16 protein-coding genes are annotated in these 18,654 nt (G+C 69.9%); 6 read left to right on the top strand and 10 right to left on the bottom strand.

The annotated features are described in order from the left end of the window. Positions 1–234: 234 nt before the first annotated feature. Positions 235–1,449 carry an NADP-dependent isocitrate dehydrogenase gene (locus KOI35_RS35150; protein ID WP_215792997.1) on the bottom strand — a complete coding sequence of 405 codons (1,215 nt, stop codon included), beginning with the start codon at positions 1,447–1,449 and terminating at the stop codon, positions 235–237. A gap of 168 nt (positions 1,450–1,617) precedes the next feature. On the opposite strand from KOI35_RS35150, the gene KOI35_RS35145 reads away from it, so the two are divergent. Further along, on the top strand, positions 1,618–2,115 hold the full coding sequence (locus KOI35_RS35145; RefSeq protein ID WP_215792996.1) for a hypothetical protein: 498 nt from the start codon (positions 1,618–1,620) through the stop codon (positions 2,113–2,115). A 218-nt stretch (positions 2,116–2,333) separates the two neighbouring features. Further along, on the top strand, positions 2,334–3,134 hold the full coding sequence (locus tag KOI35_RS35140) for an MBL fold metallo-hydrolase (RefSeq protein ID WP_215792995.1): 801 nt from the start codon (positions 2,334–2,336) through the stop codon (positions 3,132–3,134). A 70-nt stretch (positions 3,135–3,204) separates the two neighbouring features. Here KOI35_RS35140 and mdh read toward each other — a convergent pair whose 3' ends face one another. From mdh to purN, 4 genes are all read right to left on the bottom strand, one after another. Continuing rightward, positions 3,205–4,155, bottom strand: coding sequence for a malate dehydrogenase (gene mdh / locus KOI35_RS35135; protein ID WP_215792994.1), 951 nt, complete (start codon positions 4,153–4,155; stop codon positions 3,205–3,207). An 88-nt stretch (positions 4,156–4,243) separates the two neighbouring features. Beyond that, entirely contained in the window at positions 4,244–4,837 is a 594-nt protein-coding gene (locus KOI35_RS35130) for a pentapeptide repeat-containing protein (protein ID WP_215792993.1), read from the bottom strand. Positions 4,838–4,842: 5 nt separating this feature from the next. Continuing rightward, a complete protein-coding gene (gene purH, locus KOI35_RS35125) occupies positions 4,843–6,402 on the bottom strand; it encodes a bifunctional phosphoribosylaminoimidazolecarboxamide formyltransferase/IMP cyclohydrolase (RefSeq protein ID WP_215792992.1) in 1,560 nt (519 codons plus the stop codon). Then, positions 6,399–7,016, bottom strand: coding sequence for a phosphoribosylglycinamide formyltransferase (gene purN, locus KOI35_RS35120; protein ID WP_215792991.1), 618 nt, complete (start codon positions 7,014–7,016; stop codon positions 6,399–6,401). The genes purH and purN overlap by 4 nt, the downstream gene beginning before the upstream one ends. A gap of 131 nt (positions 7,017–7,147) precedes the next feature. Here purN and KOI35_RS35115 point away from each other — a divergent pair, with 131 nt between their 5' ends. Continuing rightward, positions 7,148–7,489, top strand: coding sequence for a hypothetical protein (locus KOI35_RS35115; protein WP_215792990.1), 342 nt, complete (start codon positions 7,148–7,150; stop codon positions 7,487–7,489). Between the two features lie 40 nt (positions 7,490–7,529). On the opposite strand, the gene KOI35_RS35110 is transcribed toward KOI35_RS35115, so the two are convergent. The 4 genes from KOI35_RS35110 to icmB form a co-directional block, all read right to left on the bottom strand. Next, complete coding sequence (locus KOI35_RS35110; protein ID WP_215792989.1) at positions 7,530–8,906, bottom strand: cell division protein PerM; 1,377 nt, start codon at positions 8,904–8,906, stop codon at positions 7,530–7,532. 113 nt (positions 8,907–9,019) lie between these two features. Beyond that, positions 9,020–9,901 (bottom strand): succinate--CoA ligase subunit alpha, encoded by an 882-nt coding sequence (gene sucD / locus KOI35_RS35105; protein WP_215792988.1) that lies wholly within the window; start codon positions 9,899–9,901, stop codon positions 9,020–9,022. Positions 9,902–9,905: 4 nt separating this feature from the next. Further along, a complete protein-coding gene (sucC, locus tag KOI35_RS35100; RefSeq protein WP_215792987.1) occupies positions 9,906–11,084 on the bottom strand; it encodes an ADP-forming succinate--CoA ligase subunit beta in 1,179 nt (392 codons plus the stop codon). Positions 11,085–11,523: 439 nt separating this feature from the next. Beyond that, positions 11,524–11,928 (bottom strand): coenzyme B12-dependent isobutyryl CoA mutase small subunit, encoded by a 405-nt coding sequence (icmB, locus tag KOI35_RS35095; protein ID WP_215792986.1) that lies wholly within the window; start codon positions 11,926–11,928, stop codon positions 11,524–11,526. 391 nt (positions 11,929–12,319) lie between these two features. Between icmB and KOI35_RS35090 the strand changes: the two genes are divergently transcribed. Both KOI35_RS35090 and KOI35_RS35085 read left to right on the top strand, forming a co-directional pair. Further along, positions 12,320–13,060 (top strand): M23 family metallopeptidase, encoded by a 741-nt coding sequence (locus KOI35_RS35090; RefSeq protein ID WP_215792985.1) that lies wholly within the window; start codon positions 12,320–12,322, stop codon positions 13,058–13,060. 145 nt (positions 13,061–13,205) lie between these two features. Further along, positions 13,206–13,958 (top strand): M23 family metallopeptidase, encoded by a 753-nt coding sequence (locus KOI35_RS35085; RefSeq protein ID WP_308121285.1) that lies wholly within the window; start codon positions 13,206–13,208, stop codon positions 13,956–13,958. A gap of 109 nt (positions 13,959–14,067) precedes the next feature. On the opposite strand, the gene pcrA is transcribed toward KOI35_RS35085, so the two are convergent. Continuing rightward, on the bottom strand, positions 14,068–16,440 hold the full coding sequence (pcrA, locus tag KOI35_RS35080; protein WP_246614306.1) for a DNA helicase PcrA: 2,373 nt from the start codon (positions 16,438–16,440) through the stop codon (positions 14,068–14,070). 199 nt (positions 16,441–16,639) lie between these two features. On the opposite strand from pcrA, the gene KOI35_RS35075 reads away from it, so the two are divergent. Beyond that, a complete protein-coding gene (locus tag KOI35_RS35075) occupies positions 16,640–18,484 on the top strand; it encodes a bifunctional metallophosphatase/5'-nucleotidase (RefSeq protein ID WP_215792982.1) in 1,845 nt (614 codons plus the stop codon). The last annotated feature ends 170 nt before the right edge of the window (positions 18,485–18,654 follow it).

Genomic DNA, 18,654 nt, shown 5'->3' with positions numbered 1-18,654 from the left:
CGGGGGATCGAGGGAACCGGTCGGCGCCCGGGACAAGGCGGCCGGACCGGTGGGCGACCCCTCGGCGTCGCGTCCGTCATCCGTTCTGCCAAGAGAAACGAAGCGCCTAACCACTGGTTACGGAATCAAACATGCCTTTTGTCGCATGTGATCAGAAGCGCTCGCTCTTACTCCCCCACGAAATCGGGCCGCCCAGGAGAACCGGGCGGCCCGAAAACGTCGTACGGGAAAGAACTAAGCCAGCTTGCGGGCCAGGTTCTCGTCGAGCGCGTTCATGAACTCGTCGGTCGACAGCCATGGGGCGTCACGCGAGATGAGCAGCGCGAGGTCCTTGGTCATCTGGCCGCCCTCGACGGTCTCGACGCAGACCTTCTCGAGCGTCTCGGCGAACTCGGTCACCGCGGGGGTGCCGTCGAGCACGCCGCGGTGCTTGAGGCCGCCGGTCCAGGCGAAGATCGACGCGATCGGGTTGGTCGACGTCTTCTCGCCCTTCTGCCACTGGCGGTAGTGCCGGGTGACCGTGCCGTGCGCGGCCTCGGCCTCGACGGTCTTGCCGTCGGGCGTCATGAGCACGGAGGTCATCAGGCCGAGCGAGCCGAAGCCCTGGGCCACGGTGTCGGACTGCACGTCACCGTCGTAGTTCTTGCAGGCCCAGACGTAGCCGCCCTCCCACTTCATGGCCGCGGCGACCATGTCGTCGATCAGGCGGTGCTCGTAGGTCAGACCGGCGGCGGCGAACTCCGACGCGAACTCGGTCTCGAAGACCTCGGCGAACAGATCCTTGAAGCGTCCGTCGTACGCCTTGAGGATCGTGTTCTTGGTCGACAGGTAGACCGGGTAGTTGCGGGCCAGGCCGTAGCGGAACGAGGCCCGCGCGAAGTCGCGGATCGACTCGTCGTAGTTGTACATCGCCATCGCGACGCCGCCACCCGGGTAGTCGGCGACGTGGAACTCCATCGGCGCCGAGCCGTCTTCGGGGGTGAACGTGACGGTCAGCTTGCCGGCGCTGGGCACCACGAAGTCGGTGGCCTTGTACTGGTCGCCGTGGGCGTGCCGGCCGATGATGATCGGTTTGGTCCAGCCCGGTACGAGCCGGGGGACGTTGGCCATGATGATCGGCTCGCGGAAGACGACACCGCCGAGGATGTTGCGGATGGTGCCGTTGGGCGACCGCCACATCTTCTTGAGGCCGAACTCCTCGACGCGAGCCTCGTCGGGGGTGATGGTGGCGCACTTGACGCCGACGCCGTGCTGCTTGATGGCGTTGGCCGCGTCGATGGTGACCTGGTCATCCGTCTCGTCGCGGTACTGGATCGAGAGGTCGTAGTACTCGAGCGGGACATCCAGGTAGGGCAGGATCAGCTGCTCCCGGATCTGCTTCCAGATGATCCGGGTCATCTCGTCGCCGTCGAGCTCCACGACCGGGTTTGTGACCTTGATTTTCGCCATGCGGCCGGCGCTCCTCTCCCGAAAAAGCTTTAGCAGTACGAGCGTACTGCAGGGGGCTCGAAGATCATCGCCCGCCCCCATCGCGTGACCCGTCTCTACGATGTCACTCGTACGGGCGTCACGGGGCTGGAGGGCGTGATCGGGCACAGACGCAGGCCTCCGCGACGCGTGGACAACGCCGTCACCCTCATCGTCGCGGCGCTGGCCACGGCCACGCTCGTCGTCGTCGTCTTCGGCGAGACGCTTCGCGTGGGCGTGCTGGAGACGGCCCGCACGCTTACCGGCGCCGGCCACCGGGGCATGGCCGCCGCGGCCTGGGCACTGGTGATGCTGCCGATCTGGTTCGCCGGCCTGGGGCTGCTGATCTTCCCGCGGCTGCCGCGCTGGCTGGTGGCGACGTGGCTGGTGATCGCGGCGATGCTGCTGGCCCCGATCGCGCCGTTCGTGCCGGGCCGCAGCTCGGAGATCGCCGACCTGGTCGACGGCCCGGGCGCGGCCGGGTTCGCCACCGGGCTGCGCTGGACGCTATGGACGATCCCGGCCCTCCTGTGGCTGCTCGTGATGAGCGAGCGCACGTCGTACGCGGGCCGGAAAGGCCTCGGCGCCGCCGTCGTCGTGGCGACCGGCGCCGCTGCGCTGACGATCGCCCTCATTCGCGCTTCCTGACGTCGTCGCGTTCGAGGACGCCGTCGGGATAGGTGATGCCTGGGTCGCTTGGCTGCGGGCGTCTGTGGCGCTTACGGCAGGCGGGCGCGCAATGAGCGGCCGGCGCACCCCGCGGGCTCGACCTGCGCGGCGTGCTGTCCATAGCGGCTGCGAGAGCCGAAGCGGTGTCGACTGTGGACCGAGCGTCGGGAGGGCGGCGGCGTTGGCAAGATGGGGCCATGTCTGATCACGGGGTCGGGTCCATCACTGTCATTGCTCTCGAGGACGCCGCAGGGCCGTTCTTCGCGCCTCGGGTCGAGGCGTTTCCCACGGCCACGAGCGAGCAATGGGCGGCGGCCGACGAGGCCGATCCGGCGGCGCGCACGGACGACGGTGAGTGGCTGCTGCGGTTTCGGAGCTATGCCGTGCGCGTGGGTGACGGGCCTGTGATTCTGGTCGATGCGGGTATCGGACCGGCCGGATCGTTGGCGTCGGACTGGGCTCCGGTGCCGGGGCGGCTGCCGGAAGCGCTGGCCGAGGCCGGGATCGCGCCCGCCGACGTGTCGGCGATCGTGCTGACACACCTGCACAACGATCACATGGGGTGGGCCGTGCCCCGCGACTCGCCGTTCACCGAGGCCCGCGTCGTGGTGCAGCAGGCCGACGTCGACGCGTACGCGGCCAACCGGGAGCACGCCGGGCAGTACGACCTGCTGGTGGAGCCGCTGCGGGCGGCCGGGCGGCTGGAGATGATCGACGGGGATCGCGGGCTGGCGCCGGGCGTCCGGGTGGTGGCGACGCCCGGTCATACGCCGGGGCACCAGTCGGTCTGGGTCGAGTCGGACGGGGACAGCCTGCTCGTCACCGGGGATCTGCTGGTGCACGCGATCCAGCTCGTCGACCCCGAGCTGCCGTACGCGAGCGACATGGATCCCGCCCGAGCACGGGAGACGCGGCGATCAATGCTCGCGGCGGCACGGGAACGAGACGCGACGTTGGCTGTGTCGCACCTGGGGGACGCATTCCGCGCCTTCTCGTAGGAGCGAGGCCGGCCCGTACGGGAAAAAGGGCCGGAGCCAAACGGCCCCGGCCCTCCGCACGACAGAAAAATCAGAGCGTCGCGACGTCCGCCTGCTTGGCGCGGACGGCCTCGGCGGCCTCCTTGAGACCGGCGATCTCGGTGTCGGTGAGCTTCTCCTCGACGACCTTCTTGATGCCCTCGGCGCCGATCTGGGCCTCGACGCCCAGGTAGACGCCGGAGATGCCGTACTCGCCCTCGACCCAGGCGCACACCGGCAGGACCTCGCCGGAGTCTTCGACGACGGCCTTGGCCATGCGCGCGGCCGCGGCGGACGGCGCGTAGTAGGCCGAGCCGGTCTTGAGCAGGGCCACGACCTCGGCGCCACCGTTGCGGGTGCGGACGACGAGCTCCTCGATCTTGTCGGCGGGGAGCAGGTCGGCCAGCGGCTTGCCGTCGACGGTGCAGCGGGACGGGACCGGGACCATGGTGTCGCCGTGCGAGCCGAGGGTGAGCGCCTTGACGCTCTTGACCGGCACCGCGAGGGTCTCGGCGATCGAGTTGGTGAAGCGGGCCGTGTCGAGGACGCCGGCCTGGCCGAAGACGCGGTTCTTGGGGAACTGCGTGGCCAGCTGGGCCAGCGCGGTCATCTCGTCGACCGGGTTCGACACGACGATGACGACGGCGTTGGGGGCGTACTTGGCGATGTTCTCGGCGACCTGGCGCACGATCTTCGCGTTGACCTCGAGCAGGTCCATGCGGCTCATGCCGGGCTTGCGGGGCAGGCCCGCGGTCACCACGACGACGTCGGAGCCCTCGATGGCCTCGTAGCCCTCGCCGTTGGTGCCGGTGGTGACGCCGACGACCTTGGTCTCGAAGCCCTCGATCGGCCGGGACTGGTTCATGTCGAGGGCGAGGCCGGCCGGCTTGCCATCGATGATGTCGGTGAGCACCACGGTCTCGAAGATGTCGTACTCGGCCAGGCGCTGCGCGGTCGTCGAGCCGTAGAAACCGGCACCTACGACGGTTACCTTCTTGCCCATAGCTTCTCTCACTCCCATGTCCGGGACGATTTTCCGGACCGTATCAGTCGGTTAACGGCGCATTACCGGCCGGTCGCCTCAACGCGAGTTAAGCCACTGTCGCGCCGTACGCGGTGGCGAAACGCACCGCTTGATCGAGGTCGATGGTCGCCCCGGTGAGGTCGACCCCCCGCAGTTCCACCCCGTCGAGGTCGGCGCCGCGCAGGTCGGCGCCCTTCAGGATCACGTCGGTCAGCCGCGCGTGGGACAGATCGGAGTCGCGCAGGTCGGCCCGCGTGAGGTCGGCCCCCATCAGGTCGGCCTCCCGCAAACGTAGCCCGGCCAGGGTCACGCCGGTCAGGTTCTGCCCGCGCAGCGACACGAAACCCCAGTCACCGCCCGCGATTTTCAAAGGCCGCAGCCCGCAGTCGACGAACTGGGTGCCGGTGAGCTTGCAGTCGGTCACGGAGGCGTCGAAGAACGAGCACCGCTGGAGGGTCGACTGCAGGATGGCCGTACGTTCGAGGACCGCCGCGTTGAAGCGCACGTTGCCGAACGTGCAGTTGGTGAAGACGCAGCCGGTGAGCTGCGCCTCCGACCAGTCGACGTCGTGGAACGCGCAGTCCTCGTACCGGACACCGACGACCTCTTCCAGCGCCCAGTCACGGGCGCGGAAGGTGGTGTCCTGCACGAGGTCGGACATGAGGGTCAGCCGTGGTAGAAGTGCCGCGTGCCGGTCAGGTAGACGGTGACGCCGGCCTTCGCGGCCACCTCGATCACCTGGTCGTCCCGGATCGAGCCGCCGGGCTGCACGACCGCCTTGACGCCGGCCGCGATCAGCACCTCGAGCCCGTCGGGGAACGGGAAGAACGCGTCGGACGCGGCCACGCTGCCCTTGGCCCGGTCGGCGCCGGCCCGGTCGACCGCGAGGTGGGCCGAGTCGACCCGGTTGACCTGGCCCATGCCGACGCCGACGGTGGCGCCGCCCGAGGCCAGCAGGATCGCGTTGCTCTTGACGCTGCGGATCGCCCGCCACGCGAACGCCAGGTCGGCCAGTTCGTCGGCCGAGGCCGCCTCGCCGGTCGCGAGGGTCCAGGTGGCCGGGTCGTCGCCGGGGGCGTCGATGCGGTCGGGCGTCTGCACGACGGCTCCGCCGCCGATCTGCTTGACCTCGGCCCGGGCCGGCTGCCAGACCGGGGCGATGAGCACGCGCAGCTTCTTCTTCGTACGGAAGATGTCGAGCGCCGCCTCCTCGTAGGCGGGCGCGATGATCACCTCGGTGAAGATGCCGTCGAGCTGCTTGGCCAGCGCCTCGGTGACCACGCGGTTGGCCGCGATGACGCCGCCGAACGCCGAGACCGGGTCGCAGTCGTTGGCCTTGCGGTGCGCGTCGGCGATGTCGGACCCGATCGCGATGCCGCACGGGTTGGCGTGCTTGATGATCGCCACGCACGGCTCGGTGAAGTCGTTGGCACTGCGCCAGGCGGCGTCCGCGTCGACGTAGTTGTTGAACGACAGCTCGCCACCGTGCACCAGCTCGGCCTGAGCCAGACCGGCGGGCGCGCCCGCGTCGACGTAGAGCGCCGCCTGCTGGTGCGGGTTCTCGCCGTAGCGCAGCGTGTTCTGCCGGGTCAGCGCGATGCCCGCGAAGGCCGGGAAGCCCGCCTCTTCGACCAGAGTGGAGGCCGTCCAGTTGGCGACCGCCACGTCGTACTCGGCGATGTCGGCGAAGGCCCGGGCCGCGAGCGCCTTACGCTGGGTGAGCGTGAAGCCGCCGTTTTCCAGAGCTTCCGCGATCAGCCCGTACGCCTCCACGGTGGTGACCACGGCGACCGAGGGATGGTTCTTGGCGGCCGCACGCACCATCGCCGGCCCGCCGATGTCGATCTGCTCGACGCACTCGTCGACGCTCGCGCCCGACGCCACCGTCTCGGTGAACGGGTAGAGGTTGCTGACCAGCAGGTCGAACGGCGCGATGTCGAGCTCGGCGAGCTGGGCCGCGTGGGTGTCGAGCCGCAGGTCGGCCAGCAGACCGGCGTGCACCCGGGGGTGCAGCGTCTTGACCCGGCCGTCGAGGGTCTCGGGGAAACCGGTGAGCTGCTCGACCCGGGTCACCGCGACGCCCTCGGCCTCGATCGTCGAGGCGGTCGAGCCAGTCGACACGATCTCGACGCCGGCCGCGGCGAGCGCCCGGGCCAGGTCGACGAGGCCGGTCTTGTCGTACACGCTCAGCAGTGCCCGCTTGATCGGACGACGGCCCTCGGTCATGGAATGCGTACCTTCCTGTTCTGAATGGTCCAGCCCTCGCGCACCAGGCGGCCGACGAAGTCGACCAGCTGGGCCCGCTCGGCCACCTTGATCCGCTCGGTCAGCGCGTCTTCCGTGTCGTCGTCGAGCACGGGGACCGCGACCTGGGCGATGATCGGTCCGGTGTCGACGCCGGCGTCGACGAAGAAGAGGGTCGCCCCGGCGATCTTGACGCCGTAGGCGAGCGCGTCGCGCGGCCCGTGGATGCCGGGGAAAGCCGGCAGCAGAGCGTTGTGCGTGTTGATGTAACGGTCGCCGAACGCGGCCAGGAACTCGGCCCCGACCAGCTTGAGGAAGCCGGCCGAGATGACCAGGTCGGGCTTGAACTCGGCCACGTGGGCGGCGAGGGCGGCGTCCCAGTCGTCACGGGTCTCGTAGGCCTTCACCGAGTCGACGAAGGTCGGCACTCCCGCGGCGGCGGCGCGGTCGAGGCCGGCGATGCCGTCACGGTCGGCGCCGACGGCCACGACCTGGGCGCCGTAGGCGGGGTCGGCCGAGGCGTCGAGCAGGGCCTGCAGGTTGCTGCCCGAACCGGAGACGAGGACGACCAGGCGGGCGGGCGCGGGGTCGGTCACCCGAGCACCCTATCCCCGCGATGCGGGACGGCGGACAACGGGGCAGGGCCGCGGGGCAGGCGAAACACCTGATCTTCGGTTACGCTGCGGGGCCCCTCACCATTGGATCTTTCGCACAGGAGGAACAGCTCGTGACTACCCCACCCCCGTACTACGGTCCTCCGGGCGGCGAGCCGGGCGGTGTACCGGCTGCTCCCGAGAACACCCAGGGTCTGGTCGGCATGATCCTCGGTATCGTGTCGATCCCCCTGGCGTGCTGCTTCTACCTGGGCATTCCGGTCGGCATCGCGGGCGCGATCGTCAGCTACCTGGGCCTGCAGAAGGCGAACACCGGCCGGGCCACCAACCGCAGCCAGGCCATGGCCGGCCTGATCACCGGCGCGATCGGCGCCGTCGTCGGCATCGGCCTGCTGATCTGGGCGATCGTCTACGGCAGCAGCATCAACTGGGAAGACTTCAGCAGCACCAACTGAGGCCGGCCGAGGAAGGGGGACGCTGCTGCGTCCCCCTTTTTCATGCCTTGGGGGTGGGCCGGAACAGCTTGCCCGCGGCCGCGCCGAGCACGGCCGAGACGCCCAGCACGAGGGTCGCGACCAAGCCGACGGCCCACGGGTCGGGGCCGATCGTGGCCAGCCGGCCGTCGCCCAGGGGTCCGCCCGACACCTTGGCCAGCAGGCCCAGCATCAGCCCGGCGGCCGGGCCGGCGACCAGACCGCTGCCGATCACCAGCGACCACGGCGGGGCACTCTCACGGGCCAGGCGCAGGTGCAGCAGCCAGCCCGCGGCCAGCCCGGCCAGCACCGGCAGGGCCAGCACGAGGGCGCCGGAGGCTCCCATCGGGCCGTTGGGCAGCCCGGCCAGCAGGGGCAGGGTGGGCAGCGGGCCGGCGGTGACCTCGGTGAGGCGGATCACCGAGCCGGTGCCGAGCGCGAAGCCGGGGCCGAGCAGGTAGGCCGCCGCCCAAATCACGCCGTTCACCCCGTAGGCGAGGCTGACCAGGGTGATGCCGGCCTGACCGGCCACCCCGGTGCGGTAGGCCGAGATCATGTCGGCCGCCTGGCCACCGCCGACCGCCACCGAGAGGCCGGTCACCGCGGCCCCGGCGGCCAGCACGAGCAGAGCGGCGACCACGCCCGTACGCAGGCCGTGGCGCACCGGTCCGGGCAGGCGCCCGGCCCAGACGCTGAGGGCGTCGGTGCCGCGCAGCGAGCCGATCAGCGCGCCCAGGCCGCCGATCAGGAAGAAGTTGAGGGCGGCCCGGCCGGCGGTGACCTCGGTGCCGCGGCCGTCGACGAGCAGCGCGCTGACCGACCCGAGCAGCGAATAGCCGAGACCGATGGCGAACGCCACCGCCAGGGCCCGCGCGGTCGAACCCGAGCGGCGGGCGCCGACGGCCCGGGTGACGTGCAGGCCGGCCCGGTTGAGCCGCCAGACGACCAGCATGCTCAGCAGCAGCGGGGGCAGCCCGAGGGAGCCGATCGAGGTGCCGATGGGCACGCCGTGGCCCAGCAGCCAGCCGGCCAGACCGGCGTGGGCGGCGCCGCCGAGGCCACCGCTGCCCTCCAGTGTGCGGGCCAGGCCGATGACCGCGGCGACCGGCAGATAGGACAGCAGGGCGGCCCACAGCGTGGCGAAGGCCGCCGCCACCGGGAGCGGGGCGCGGCGCTGGGGGCGCTGGGGTGGGCGGCGCTGCGTGGGCAGCCGGACCGTCTCGCGGTTGGCCAGCACCTTGTCGTCGACGACGACGGTGCGCTGTTCCTTGGGCCGTTCCGGCGCGACGGCCTCGGTGTCGCGCTGCACCTCGACCGACACCGTTTCACGGGCAACGTCAGTCGCCTCGGCGACGGCGAAGTCGTCCGAGTCGTCGGGACGGTCGGGTGTGCTCGGCATCGCCGCCTACTTTTCCACGCCGGAGGCGGGTGGGCGATGCAGAAACGGCGGCGCGCCGCCATTCGGGTCGATCAGACCTGAACGGCGGCGCGCCGGCCGCGTGGACTGCGTGGTCAGCTCATGACCTCACGCATCAGCTGGGCGGTCTCGCTCGGCGTCTTGCCGACCTTGACACCCGCGGCCTCGAGGGCCTCCTTCTTGGCGTCCGCGGTGCCCGCGGAACCCGAGATGATCGCGCCGGCGTGACCCATGGTCTTACCGGGCGGGGCGGTGAAGCCGGCGATGTAGCCGACCACCGGCTTGGTGACGTTCGCCTTGATGAACTCGGCGGCCCGCTCCTCGGCGTCGCCGCCGATCTCACCGATCATCACGATGGCGTCGGTGTCGGGGTCGTCCTGGAACGCCTTCAGCGCGTCGATGTGCGTGGTGCCGATGACCGGGTCACCGCCGATGCCGACCGCCGTCGAGAAGCCGAAGTCACGCAGCTCGTACATGAGCTGGTAGGTCAGCGTGCCGCTCTTGCTGACCAGGCCGATGCGACCGGCCGGCGTGATGTCGGCCGGGATGATGCCGGCGTTGCTGGCGCCCGGCGACGCGATGCCGGGGCAGTTCGGGCCGATGATCCGGGTCTTCTGACCGCGGTCCACGTTGTAGGCCCAGGCGGCCGCGCTGTCCTGCACCGGCACGCCCTCGGTGATCACCACGGCCAGCGGGATCTCGGCGTCGATCGCCTCGACGATGGCGGCCTTGGTGAACGCCGGCGGCACGAAGATGACCGACACGTCGGCGCCGGTCTCCTTCATGGCCTCGGCGACCGACGCGAAGACCGGAAGCTGGGTGCCGTCGAAGTCGACGGTCGTACCCGCCTTGCGCGGGTTGACGCCGCCGACCACGTTGGTGCCCGCCGCGAGCATGCGCCGGGTGTGCTTGGAGCCTTCGGAGCCGGTCATGCCCTGGACGATGACCTTGGATTCCTTGGTGAGCCAGATAGCCATGAAGTCACTTCCCCGCAAACGCGAGCTCGGCGGCGCGAGCGGCCGCTCCATCCATCGTGTCCACTCGCTCGACCAGCGGGTTGTTCGCGCCGTCGAGGATCGCCCGGCCGGCCTCGGCGTTGTTGCCGTCGAGGCGCACCACGAGCGGCTTGGTGACGGTCTCGCCGCGCTCACCGAGCAGGGCGAGGGCCTGGATGATGCCGTTGGCCACCTCGTCGCAGGCGGTGATGCCGCCGAAGACGTTGACGAAGACCGACTTCACGGCGGGGTCGCCGAGCACGATCTCGAGGCCGTTGGCCATCACCTGCGCGCTGGCGCCGCCGCCGATGTCGAGGAAGTTGGCCGGCTTGACGTTGCCGTGCTTCTCGCCGGCGTACGCGACCACATCGAGCGTCGACATGACCAGGCCGGCGCCGTTGCCGATGATGCCGACCTCGCCGTCCAGCTTGACGTAGTTGAGGTTCTTGGCCTTGGCCGCCTGCTCCAGCGGGTCGACCGCGGACTGGTCGACCAGCGCCTCGTGGTCGGGGTGCCGGAACGACGCGTTCTCGTCCAGCGTGATCTTGGCGTCCAGCAGGAGCACCCGGCCGTCGCCGACCTTGGCCAGCGGGTTCACCTCGACCAGGGTGGCGTCCTCGGCCACGAAGGCCTGCCACAGCTTCACCGCGATGTCGACGATCTGCTCGGCGACCTCGGCCGGGTACTGCGCGGCGGCGACGATCTCGCGGGCCTTCGCCTCGTCCACGCCCTTGTTGGCGTCGATGGCGATCTTGGCGACCCGGTCCGGCTGCTCCTCGGCGACCGTCTCGATCTCCATGCCGCCGGCCACGCTGGCGATGCAGAGGAAGGTGCGGTTGGCCCGGTCGAGCAGGTAGGAGAGGTAGTACTCCTCCGTGATGTCGGCCGTCTCGGCCAGCATCACCTTGTGAACCGTGTGGCCCTTGATGTCCATGCCCAGGATGTCGGTCGCCCGGGCCTGCGCCTCGTCCGCGCCGTCGGCCAGCTTGACGCCGCCCGCCTTGCCGCGACCGCCGACCTTGACCTGCGCCTTGACGACGACCTTGCCGCCGAGGCGCTCGGCGATGGCCCGGGCCTCCTGCGGGGTCTCGGCGACGCCACCGCCCAGCACGGGCAGCCCGTGCCGTTCGAAGAGGTCGCGCCCCTGATATTCGAACAGGTCCACGTGTCTCCTTTCGCTCGCGACGCCATGCGCCGGCAAGCCGCACCGTTGCGTCCCGACCTGTGTGCGCGGCGGCCTCTGAGCGGCGTCGCCGGCGGAAGAATGTCCGGCCCGAAAGGGCCTTCATTCGCAGACTAGCGACCCGGACGGGTCCTTCGAAGGCGCGGGTGCGCGGTGTGCAAGACCGCACACCGGAGGAAGGCGGGACGGGTGTGACGGCCGTTGCGGAAACTTCCCCGCGAGAGGTGCGTAACCACCCACAGGGGGCGTCGTTGAGTGTGGTGTCGGAACGCTACGGCGTCCCGGCGCGAAGGCGGCCGATGCCCTGTCGGTCGAGGGGTGGCGGCGGGGCATCGTGCATGAGAGGCCGGACGTGTGAGGGGTGCGTCCGGCCTCTCCCCTTGCCTAAGCCTTTCCTACATTTACGGTAGGAAGAAGCTGGTCAGCCCACCGGTGACGAGACATTGGCGCGAACCCATTCGATGATGGACGCGGTAGTGGTTCCCGGAGTGAAAATGCGAGCGACGCCGAGCTTTTCCAATTCGGCGATGTCGTCGGCCGGAATGATGCCTCCGCCGAATACCACGATGTCGGCGGCATCACGTTCCGCCAACAGCTCGATCACCCTGCGAAACAATGTCATGTGCGCACCCGACAGAACGGACAAACCGATCGCGTTCGCGTCCTCCTGGATGGCGGTCTCGACAATCTGTTCCGGCGTCTGATGCAGGCCGGTGTAGACGACCTCCATGCCGGCGTCGCGCAGCGCCCTGGCCACGACTTTCGCGCCGCGATCGTGCCCGTCCAGCCCGGGTTTCGCGACGACCACCCTGATCCGTGCCTGCATCCTGACCCCTCCGAGCCACTGACCACGTTGTCACCTGAACGAACGGTAACCCGCGCGGGGGCGGCGGGGTAGCCGACGTCCCAAACACGTGATCACCTGCGGTGACGGAAAATGTATTCTGCGTCACCTCACTTTGTGCTTTTCACTTAATTACTCCGCGTGCGCGAACGAATGCAGAAGGAAAGGCCACCAATACGGACATCTGCTGCGCAATACGGACCACGAAGTGTCAGCGATTTGGCGCTGCGACTTGTGGCGCCGAAGCCGTTTGGTTACCGTGGCTCCCGGCTGTCAACCAGTTAACGCTGATCTGACAGCTCGGACGGGCACGGTTCACCGGATTCTTCGGCCTCGTGACCGCCGCCGATTTGCCACCGACGGAGGGTTGTTCGTGCGCCAGCGCTTGTCGTCTGAGCCCGATCGTTATCGCGGTCGTCGCCGCGTACCCACCCCTCCGCGCAGCCGCTACGCCATCGCCGTCACCGCCGCCTTCGCCGGGGCGGGCGTCGTCGCCATCGGCGCCGCGTCCAACTTCCCCGACCAGAAACAGGTCGACGCGCAGGCCCTGCAGGGCGTGGGCCAGGTCCAGTCGGTCAACGACGAGATCGCGAAGCGCGAGGCCGACACGGCCGCCGCCTCCCGTAGCGACAGCCGGGGCGCCTCGTCCAAGACCAAGGTGAGCGCCGACCAGGCCGCGGCCGACGTCTGGCTGCTCCCCCTCGAAGAGTTCGACTTCACGTCGCCCTACGGCACACGGTGGGGCAAGCTGCACGCCGGCATCGACCTGTCCGCCCCCCAGGGCCTGCCCTACAAGGCGATCCACGCGGGCAAGGTCACCAAGGCGGGCTACTACGGCGGCTACGGCTACATGATCACCATCGAGGACGCGCAGGGCAACGAGGTCATCTACGGCCACTCGCGGCGGCTGCTCGTCAAGGCGGGCGACGTCGTCAAGGCCGGACAGGTGATCGGCCAGGTCGGCAACACGGGCGCCTCCTACGGCACCCACCTGCACCTCGAGATCCACGTCAACGGCAACCCGATCGACCCGATCCCCTTCCTGCGCGATCACGGCGTCGACATCAAGCTGAAGGTCGAGTCGGTGTACGCCGGCATGGCCGCTGCCTCTTGATCCTGCACTTGTAGATACCCCGCAGGCCGCGCACAAACCTCCTCGGTTGCAACTCGGGTGAACCGGGTCGCTCCCACTTCACGAACCCTCCAGGCACGCCGACAGGCAGATGTCGGTATCCGTTCCTGCCTGGGAGGTCGTTCGCGTGGCGCATCGTGCCGAGACCCGTTCCGCCGGTCGTCACCGTCGTGAGCAGGTCCGCCGTCACCACGTGACGAGCATCCTCTCCAGCGACCGCGGCCGGGCCGTGCTGCTGAGCGTCGCCCTGGGCGCGGCGCTGGCCACCGGTGTGGCCGGTGGAGCCGCAGCCGCCTCGGGGAAAACCGCTGCCCCCGTGGGCGCACCCGCCCCGGTCCCGACCGTCGCAGCCACCGCCACGCCGGAGCCCGGCCCGTGGAACGTCCCCGTCGAGCCGCTGGCCTCCGGCGCCCGTCGCGGACACAAGCCCGCCCTGGAAGTCGCCGCGATCCCGAAGGTCGCCACGGCCTGGGTCAACCCGAACCCGTCGGGCACCGTCACGTCCTGCTTCGGCCAGCGGTGGGGGCGCCTGCACGCGGGCGTCGACATCGCCGGGCCGGACGGCTCGCCGATCCTGGCTGCCGGGGCCGGCCTTGTGGTGCGCGCGGGCGCGGCCGACGGTTACGGCAACGCCGTGCTGATCGACCACGGGGACGGCTACCTCACCCACTACGGGCACATGTCGGCCATCGCCGTGCACGAGGGCCAGCGCGTCGAGGCCGGCGAGCAGATCGGCGACGAGGGCTCGACCGGCCACTCGACCGGGCCGCACCTGCACTTCGAGGTGCACCAGGGCTTCTACAAGAACCCGATCGAGCCGGTGCGCTGGCTCCACGAGCACGGCGTCGCGCTAGCCGGATGCGAGACGGCCACCAACTGACCCGATCAAGGCCACAGCATTCTCCCGTACGCGGGAAGGGGTCAGATCTTCTCTTTCCCGTACGCGGGCAGGGCGTCAGATCTTCTCTCTCCCGTACGCGGGCAGGGCGTCAGATCTTTTCGATCGGAGCGTGCCGCAGGATCAGCCACATCACCTGATCGCCGAAGTCGATCTGGGCCCGCGCGCCGGGGCCCTGGCCCTCGACGGTGATCACCCGGCCCAGGCCGTAACGCTGATGGTTGACGCGGTCGCCGGCCGACACCTTGGGCGCCTGGGGAAGCTCGCTGGCCGTCGACAGCTTGCTGCCGTCGATGCCGAGCCGGCTCGCCAGCTGCTGAGCCTTGGGGGTGCCGCCGGAGAACCCGCCACCGCGGAACCGGTCGCCCCCGCCACGGCCACCCACGCCGCCGCCCGTGCCCGACCACGACGTGTAGGAACCGGCCGTGCGTTCCCAGCGGATCAGCTCGGGCGGCAGCTCGTCGGTGAAGCGGGAGGGCGGGTTGTACTGCGGCTGGCCCCACGCACCACGCGTGACCGCCCGGGACAGATAGAGCCGCTGACGGGCGCGGGTGATGCCGACGTAGGCCAGGCGGCGCTCCTCTTCGAGCTCGGTGTTGTCGCCGAGCGCGCGGGTGTGCGGGAAGACGCCGTCCTCGAGACCGGTCAGGAAGACGACCGGGAACTCCAGGCCCTTGGCCGTGTGCAGGGTCATCAGCGTGACCACGCCCTGGTGGTCGGGGTCGTCGTCGGGCAGCTGGTCGGCGTCGGCGACCAGCGCCACCTGCTCGAGGAAGCCGGCCAGGGTGGCGGCCGGGGCCTCGTCGGCTTCATCCGCCTGGGCCTCGACCCGTTCGGTGTACTCGCGGGCGACGCTCACCAGTTCCTGCAGATTTTCCACCCGGCCCTGATCCTGCGGATCGAGGCTCTCTTCGAGCTCGGAGAGCAGGCCCGAGCGCTGCAGCACCAGCTCGAGCACCTCTTCCGGCGGCGCGGTGGCGGCCAGCTCACGCAGGTCGTCGAGGAGCTGCACGAAGTCGGCGATGCTGTTGGCCGAGCGGGCGGCGATGCCGGGCGCGTCCTTCGCGCGGCGCAGCGCCTGACCGAACGAGATGCGGTCACGGTTGGCCAGCGCCTCGACGCACGCCTCGGCCCGGTCGCCGATGCCGCGCTTGGGGGTGTTGAGCACCCGGCGGATGCTCACCGTGTCGTCGTCGTTGACCACCGCGCGCAGGTAGCCCAGCGCGTCGCGGACCTCTTTGCGCTCGTAGAACCGGACGCCGCCGACCACCTTGTAGGGCAGGCCGACCCGGATGAACACCTCTTCGAAGACGCGGGACTGCGCGTTGGTGCGATAGAAGACCGCCACGTCTCCCGGGCGTACGCCCTCGCGGTCACCCAGACGGTCGATCTCGCGGGCCACCCAGTCGGCCTCGGCGTGCTCGGTGTCGGCCACGTAGCCGACGATCTGCTCGCCCGGGCCCTGGTCGCTCCACAGCCGCTTGGGCTTGCGCGAGGTGTTGCGGTCGATCACCGCGTTGGCCGCCGACAGGATCGTCTGGGTCGAGCGGTAGTTCTGCTCGAGCAGGATCGTGCGGGCGTCGGGGTAGTCGCGCTCGAACTCGAGGATGTTGCGGATGGTGGCACCGCGGAACGCGTAGATCGACTGGTCGGCGTCGCCCACCACACACAGCTCACCCGGCTCGAGTTCTCCCCCTTTGTCGCCCACCAGCTGCTTCACCAGCATGTACTGCGCGTGGTTGGTGTCCTGGTATTCGTCGACCATCACGTGGCGGAACCGGCGACGATAGGTCTCGGCGACGTGGGGATGCGACTGGAGCAGATGGACGGTGGTCATGATGATGTCGTCGAAGTCGAGCGCGTGCGCCTCCCGGAGGCGGCGCTGATAGACCTCGTACGCCTCGGCGACCGCCCGCTCGGCCGGCCCCTTGGCCCGGTCTTTGAACTCCTCGGGCTCGACCAGCTCGTTCTTCAGGTTGGACACCTGGGCGGTCAGGCCGCGGGCCGAGTAGCGCTTGGGGTCGAGGTCGAGCTCGCGGATGACCAGCGTCATGAGCCGGCGCGAGTCGTCGGCGTCGTAGATCGAGAAGCTGCTCTTGAGGCCGGCGTGCTCGTGCTCGGCGCGCAGGATGCGTACGCACGCCGAATGGAACGTCGACACCCACATCAGCCGGGCCCGCGGGCCGACGAGCTGGGCGACCCGCTCCTTCATCTCGCCGGCGGCCTTGTTGGTGAACGTGATCGCGATGATCTGGCCCGGATGCACGTCACGAGCGGCGAGCAGATAGGCGATGCGATGCGTCAGCACCCGGGTCTTGCCCGAGCCCGCGCCGGCCACGATGAGCAGCGGCGAACCGGCGTGGGTGACCGCGTCGCGCTGAGGGCCGTTGAGCCCCTCGAGCAGGGACTCAGGGTCGAGTCGCCGCCGCGCTCTCGGCTCCTCGGGAGCGCGCGTGGCGGGCATGGCGAACAGGGCGCCGTCGGGGGTTTCAGCTGAAGGTCGCATCGCGGGGTGAAGTCTATGCCGACCCCCCGACATAAATTCCGCTGTCCACAGGCCATCGATGAGACCACTTGTTATCCACAGGCGGTAGCGCCGATCACCATCGATACATCAGGCTGTCGTCGTCGACTTTCAATCGCTGATCGGGAGACCGAACACCATGGACCGTTCCCGGGTCGCGCTGCGTCACCTCGCCGCGCCCGCTCTCGCGCTCGCCGTCATCGCGGCGTTGCCCCTGGCCCGCTCCGCCGACCCGGCCGTGGCCGCGCCACCGCCGGAGTTCCAGCCCGTCAGCGTGAACTACGGGCTGCCCAAGGGCGCGACCGTCAAGGGCCAGTTCCTGAGCTACAACGACTTCCACGGCGCGATCGACCCGCCGAGCGGGAGCGGCGCCGTGGTCAACGCGGCCGGCACGGCGACGCCCGCGGGAGGTGTGGAATATCTGGCGACGTACCTGAAGAAGTTGCGCGCCGAGGCGAAGACCGAGGGCCGTTCGACGCTGACCGTCGGCGCCGGTGACCTGATCGGCGCGACCCCGCTGGTCAGCGCCGCGTTCCACGACGAGCCGACGATCGAGCTGATGAACCAGGTCGGCCTGCAGGTGAGCTCGGTCGGCAACCACGAGTTCGACGAGGGCGTCGACGAACTGATCCGCCTGCAGCGCGGCGGGTGCCACCCGGTCGACGGCTGCCAGGACGGCGACGGCTTCGGCGGGGCGAAGTTCACCTACCTCGCGGCCAACACCATCGACAACCGGACCAAGCTGCCGATCCTGCCGCCGATCGACATCAAGATGGTCAACGGCACCCCGGTCGGCTTCGTCGGCATGACGCTCGAGGGCACGGCCGGCATCGTCAACCCGGCCGGCATCAAGAACGTGCACTTCGCCGACGAGGTCGAGACGGCCAACAAGTGGGGCAACCTGCTCAAGCTGTTCGGCGTCAAGGCGCAGGTGCTGCTCGTGCACGAGGGTGGCGCGCAGGGCACGGCCACGCCGACCCCGGGCGTCTCCGACTGCACCGGCTTCACCGGTCCGATCGTGCCGATCGTGGCCGGCCTCAACCCGGAGTTCGGCCTGGTCGTCTCGGGTCACACGCACCGGTTCTACTCGTGCAGCCTGCCCAACTCCAAGGGCACGTCGGTCGTCACCAGCGCCGGCACCAACGGCCAGCTGATCACCGACATCGACTACTCGATCGACCGGCGCACCGGCCGCTTCGCCGAGATCACAGCCAAGAACGTGATCGTCGAGAACGGCGTCGCCGACGGCAGCGGCGGCTGGCAGAAGGACGCGAACGGCGTCTACCTCAAGAACCCGGCCACGGTCGACGCGGGCGCCAAGAAGATTGCCGACAAATACCGTACGGCGGTAGCGCCGATCGCCAACCGCATCGTCGGGCGCATCACGGCCGACATCACCCGTACGGCGACCCCGGCCGGCGAGACGCCCCTCGGTGACGTGATCGCCGACGCCCAGTTGGCCCGCACCACCGGTGACGGCGCCCAGATCGCGCTGATGAACCCCGGCGGCATCCGGGCCGACTTCGACGCCGAGGCGTCCGCGGGCGGCGAGGCCATCGGCGAGGTCACGTACGGCGAGGCCTTCACGGTGCAGCCGTTCAACAACCTCGTGGTCACTCAGACCTTCACCGGCGCCCAGCTCAAGGCGGTGCTCGAGCAGCAGTTCGCCGGGCAGGCCGGTCAGACCACGACGAAGATCCTGCAGGTGTCGGCCGGCCTGACCTACACGTGGAGCGCCACGGCCCCGCTCGGCTCCAAGATCTCGGCGCTCGCGCTGAACGGGACGCCGATCGACCCGGCCACCAGCTACAAGGTCACGACGAACGACTTCCTGGCCAACGGCGGCGACGGCTTCTCGGCGCTGACCGCGGGCACCGGCCGCACGACGGCGCCCGGCTTCGACGTCGACGCGCTGGTCGCCTACCTGGGCGCGGGCGCACCGGTCGCACCCGGCCCGGCCAACCGCATCAGCACGGTCGCCTAGCTTCTCCGGGTTCTCACGGCGTCCGGGCGCGATTTCCGGACGCCGTGAGCGTGACGTCCCACGGATCGGGCGGTTTTCTTGCGGAGCGGCTCGTGACGGGGGCATACTCGGCGGCGTGATCCAGCAGACGCGATTTTTCTATGGCACCGGCTCGCCGGCTGCCATGGTCA

It is taken from the genome of Paractinoplanes bogorensis, assembly GCF_018829635.1.
Lineage (GTDB): Bacteria > Actinomycetota > Actinomycetes > Mycobacteriales > Micromonosporaceae > Actinoplanes > Actinoplanes bogorensis.
This window is presented reverse-complemented; position numbering and strand designations above follow the sequence as displayed.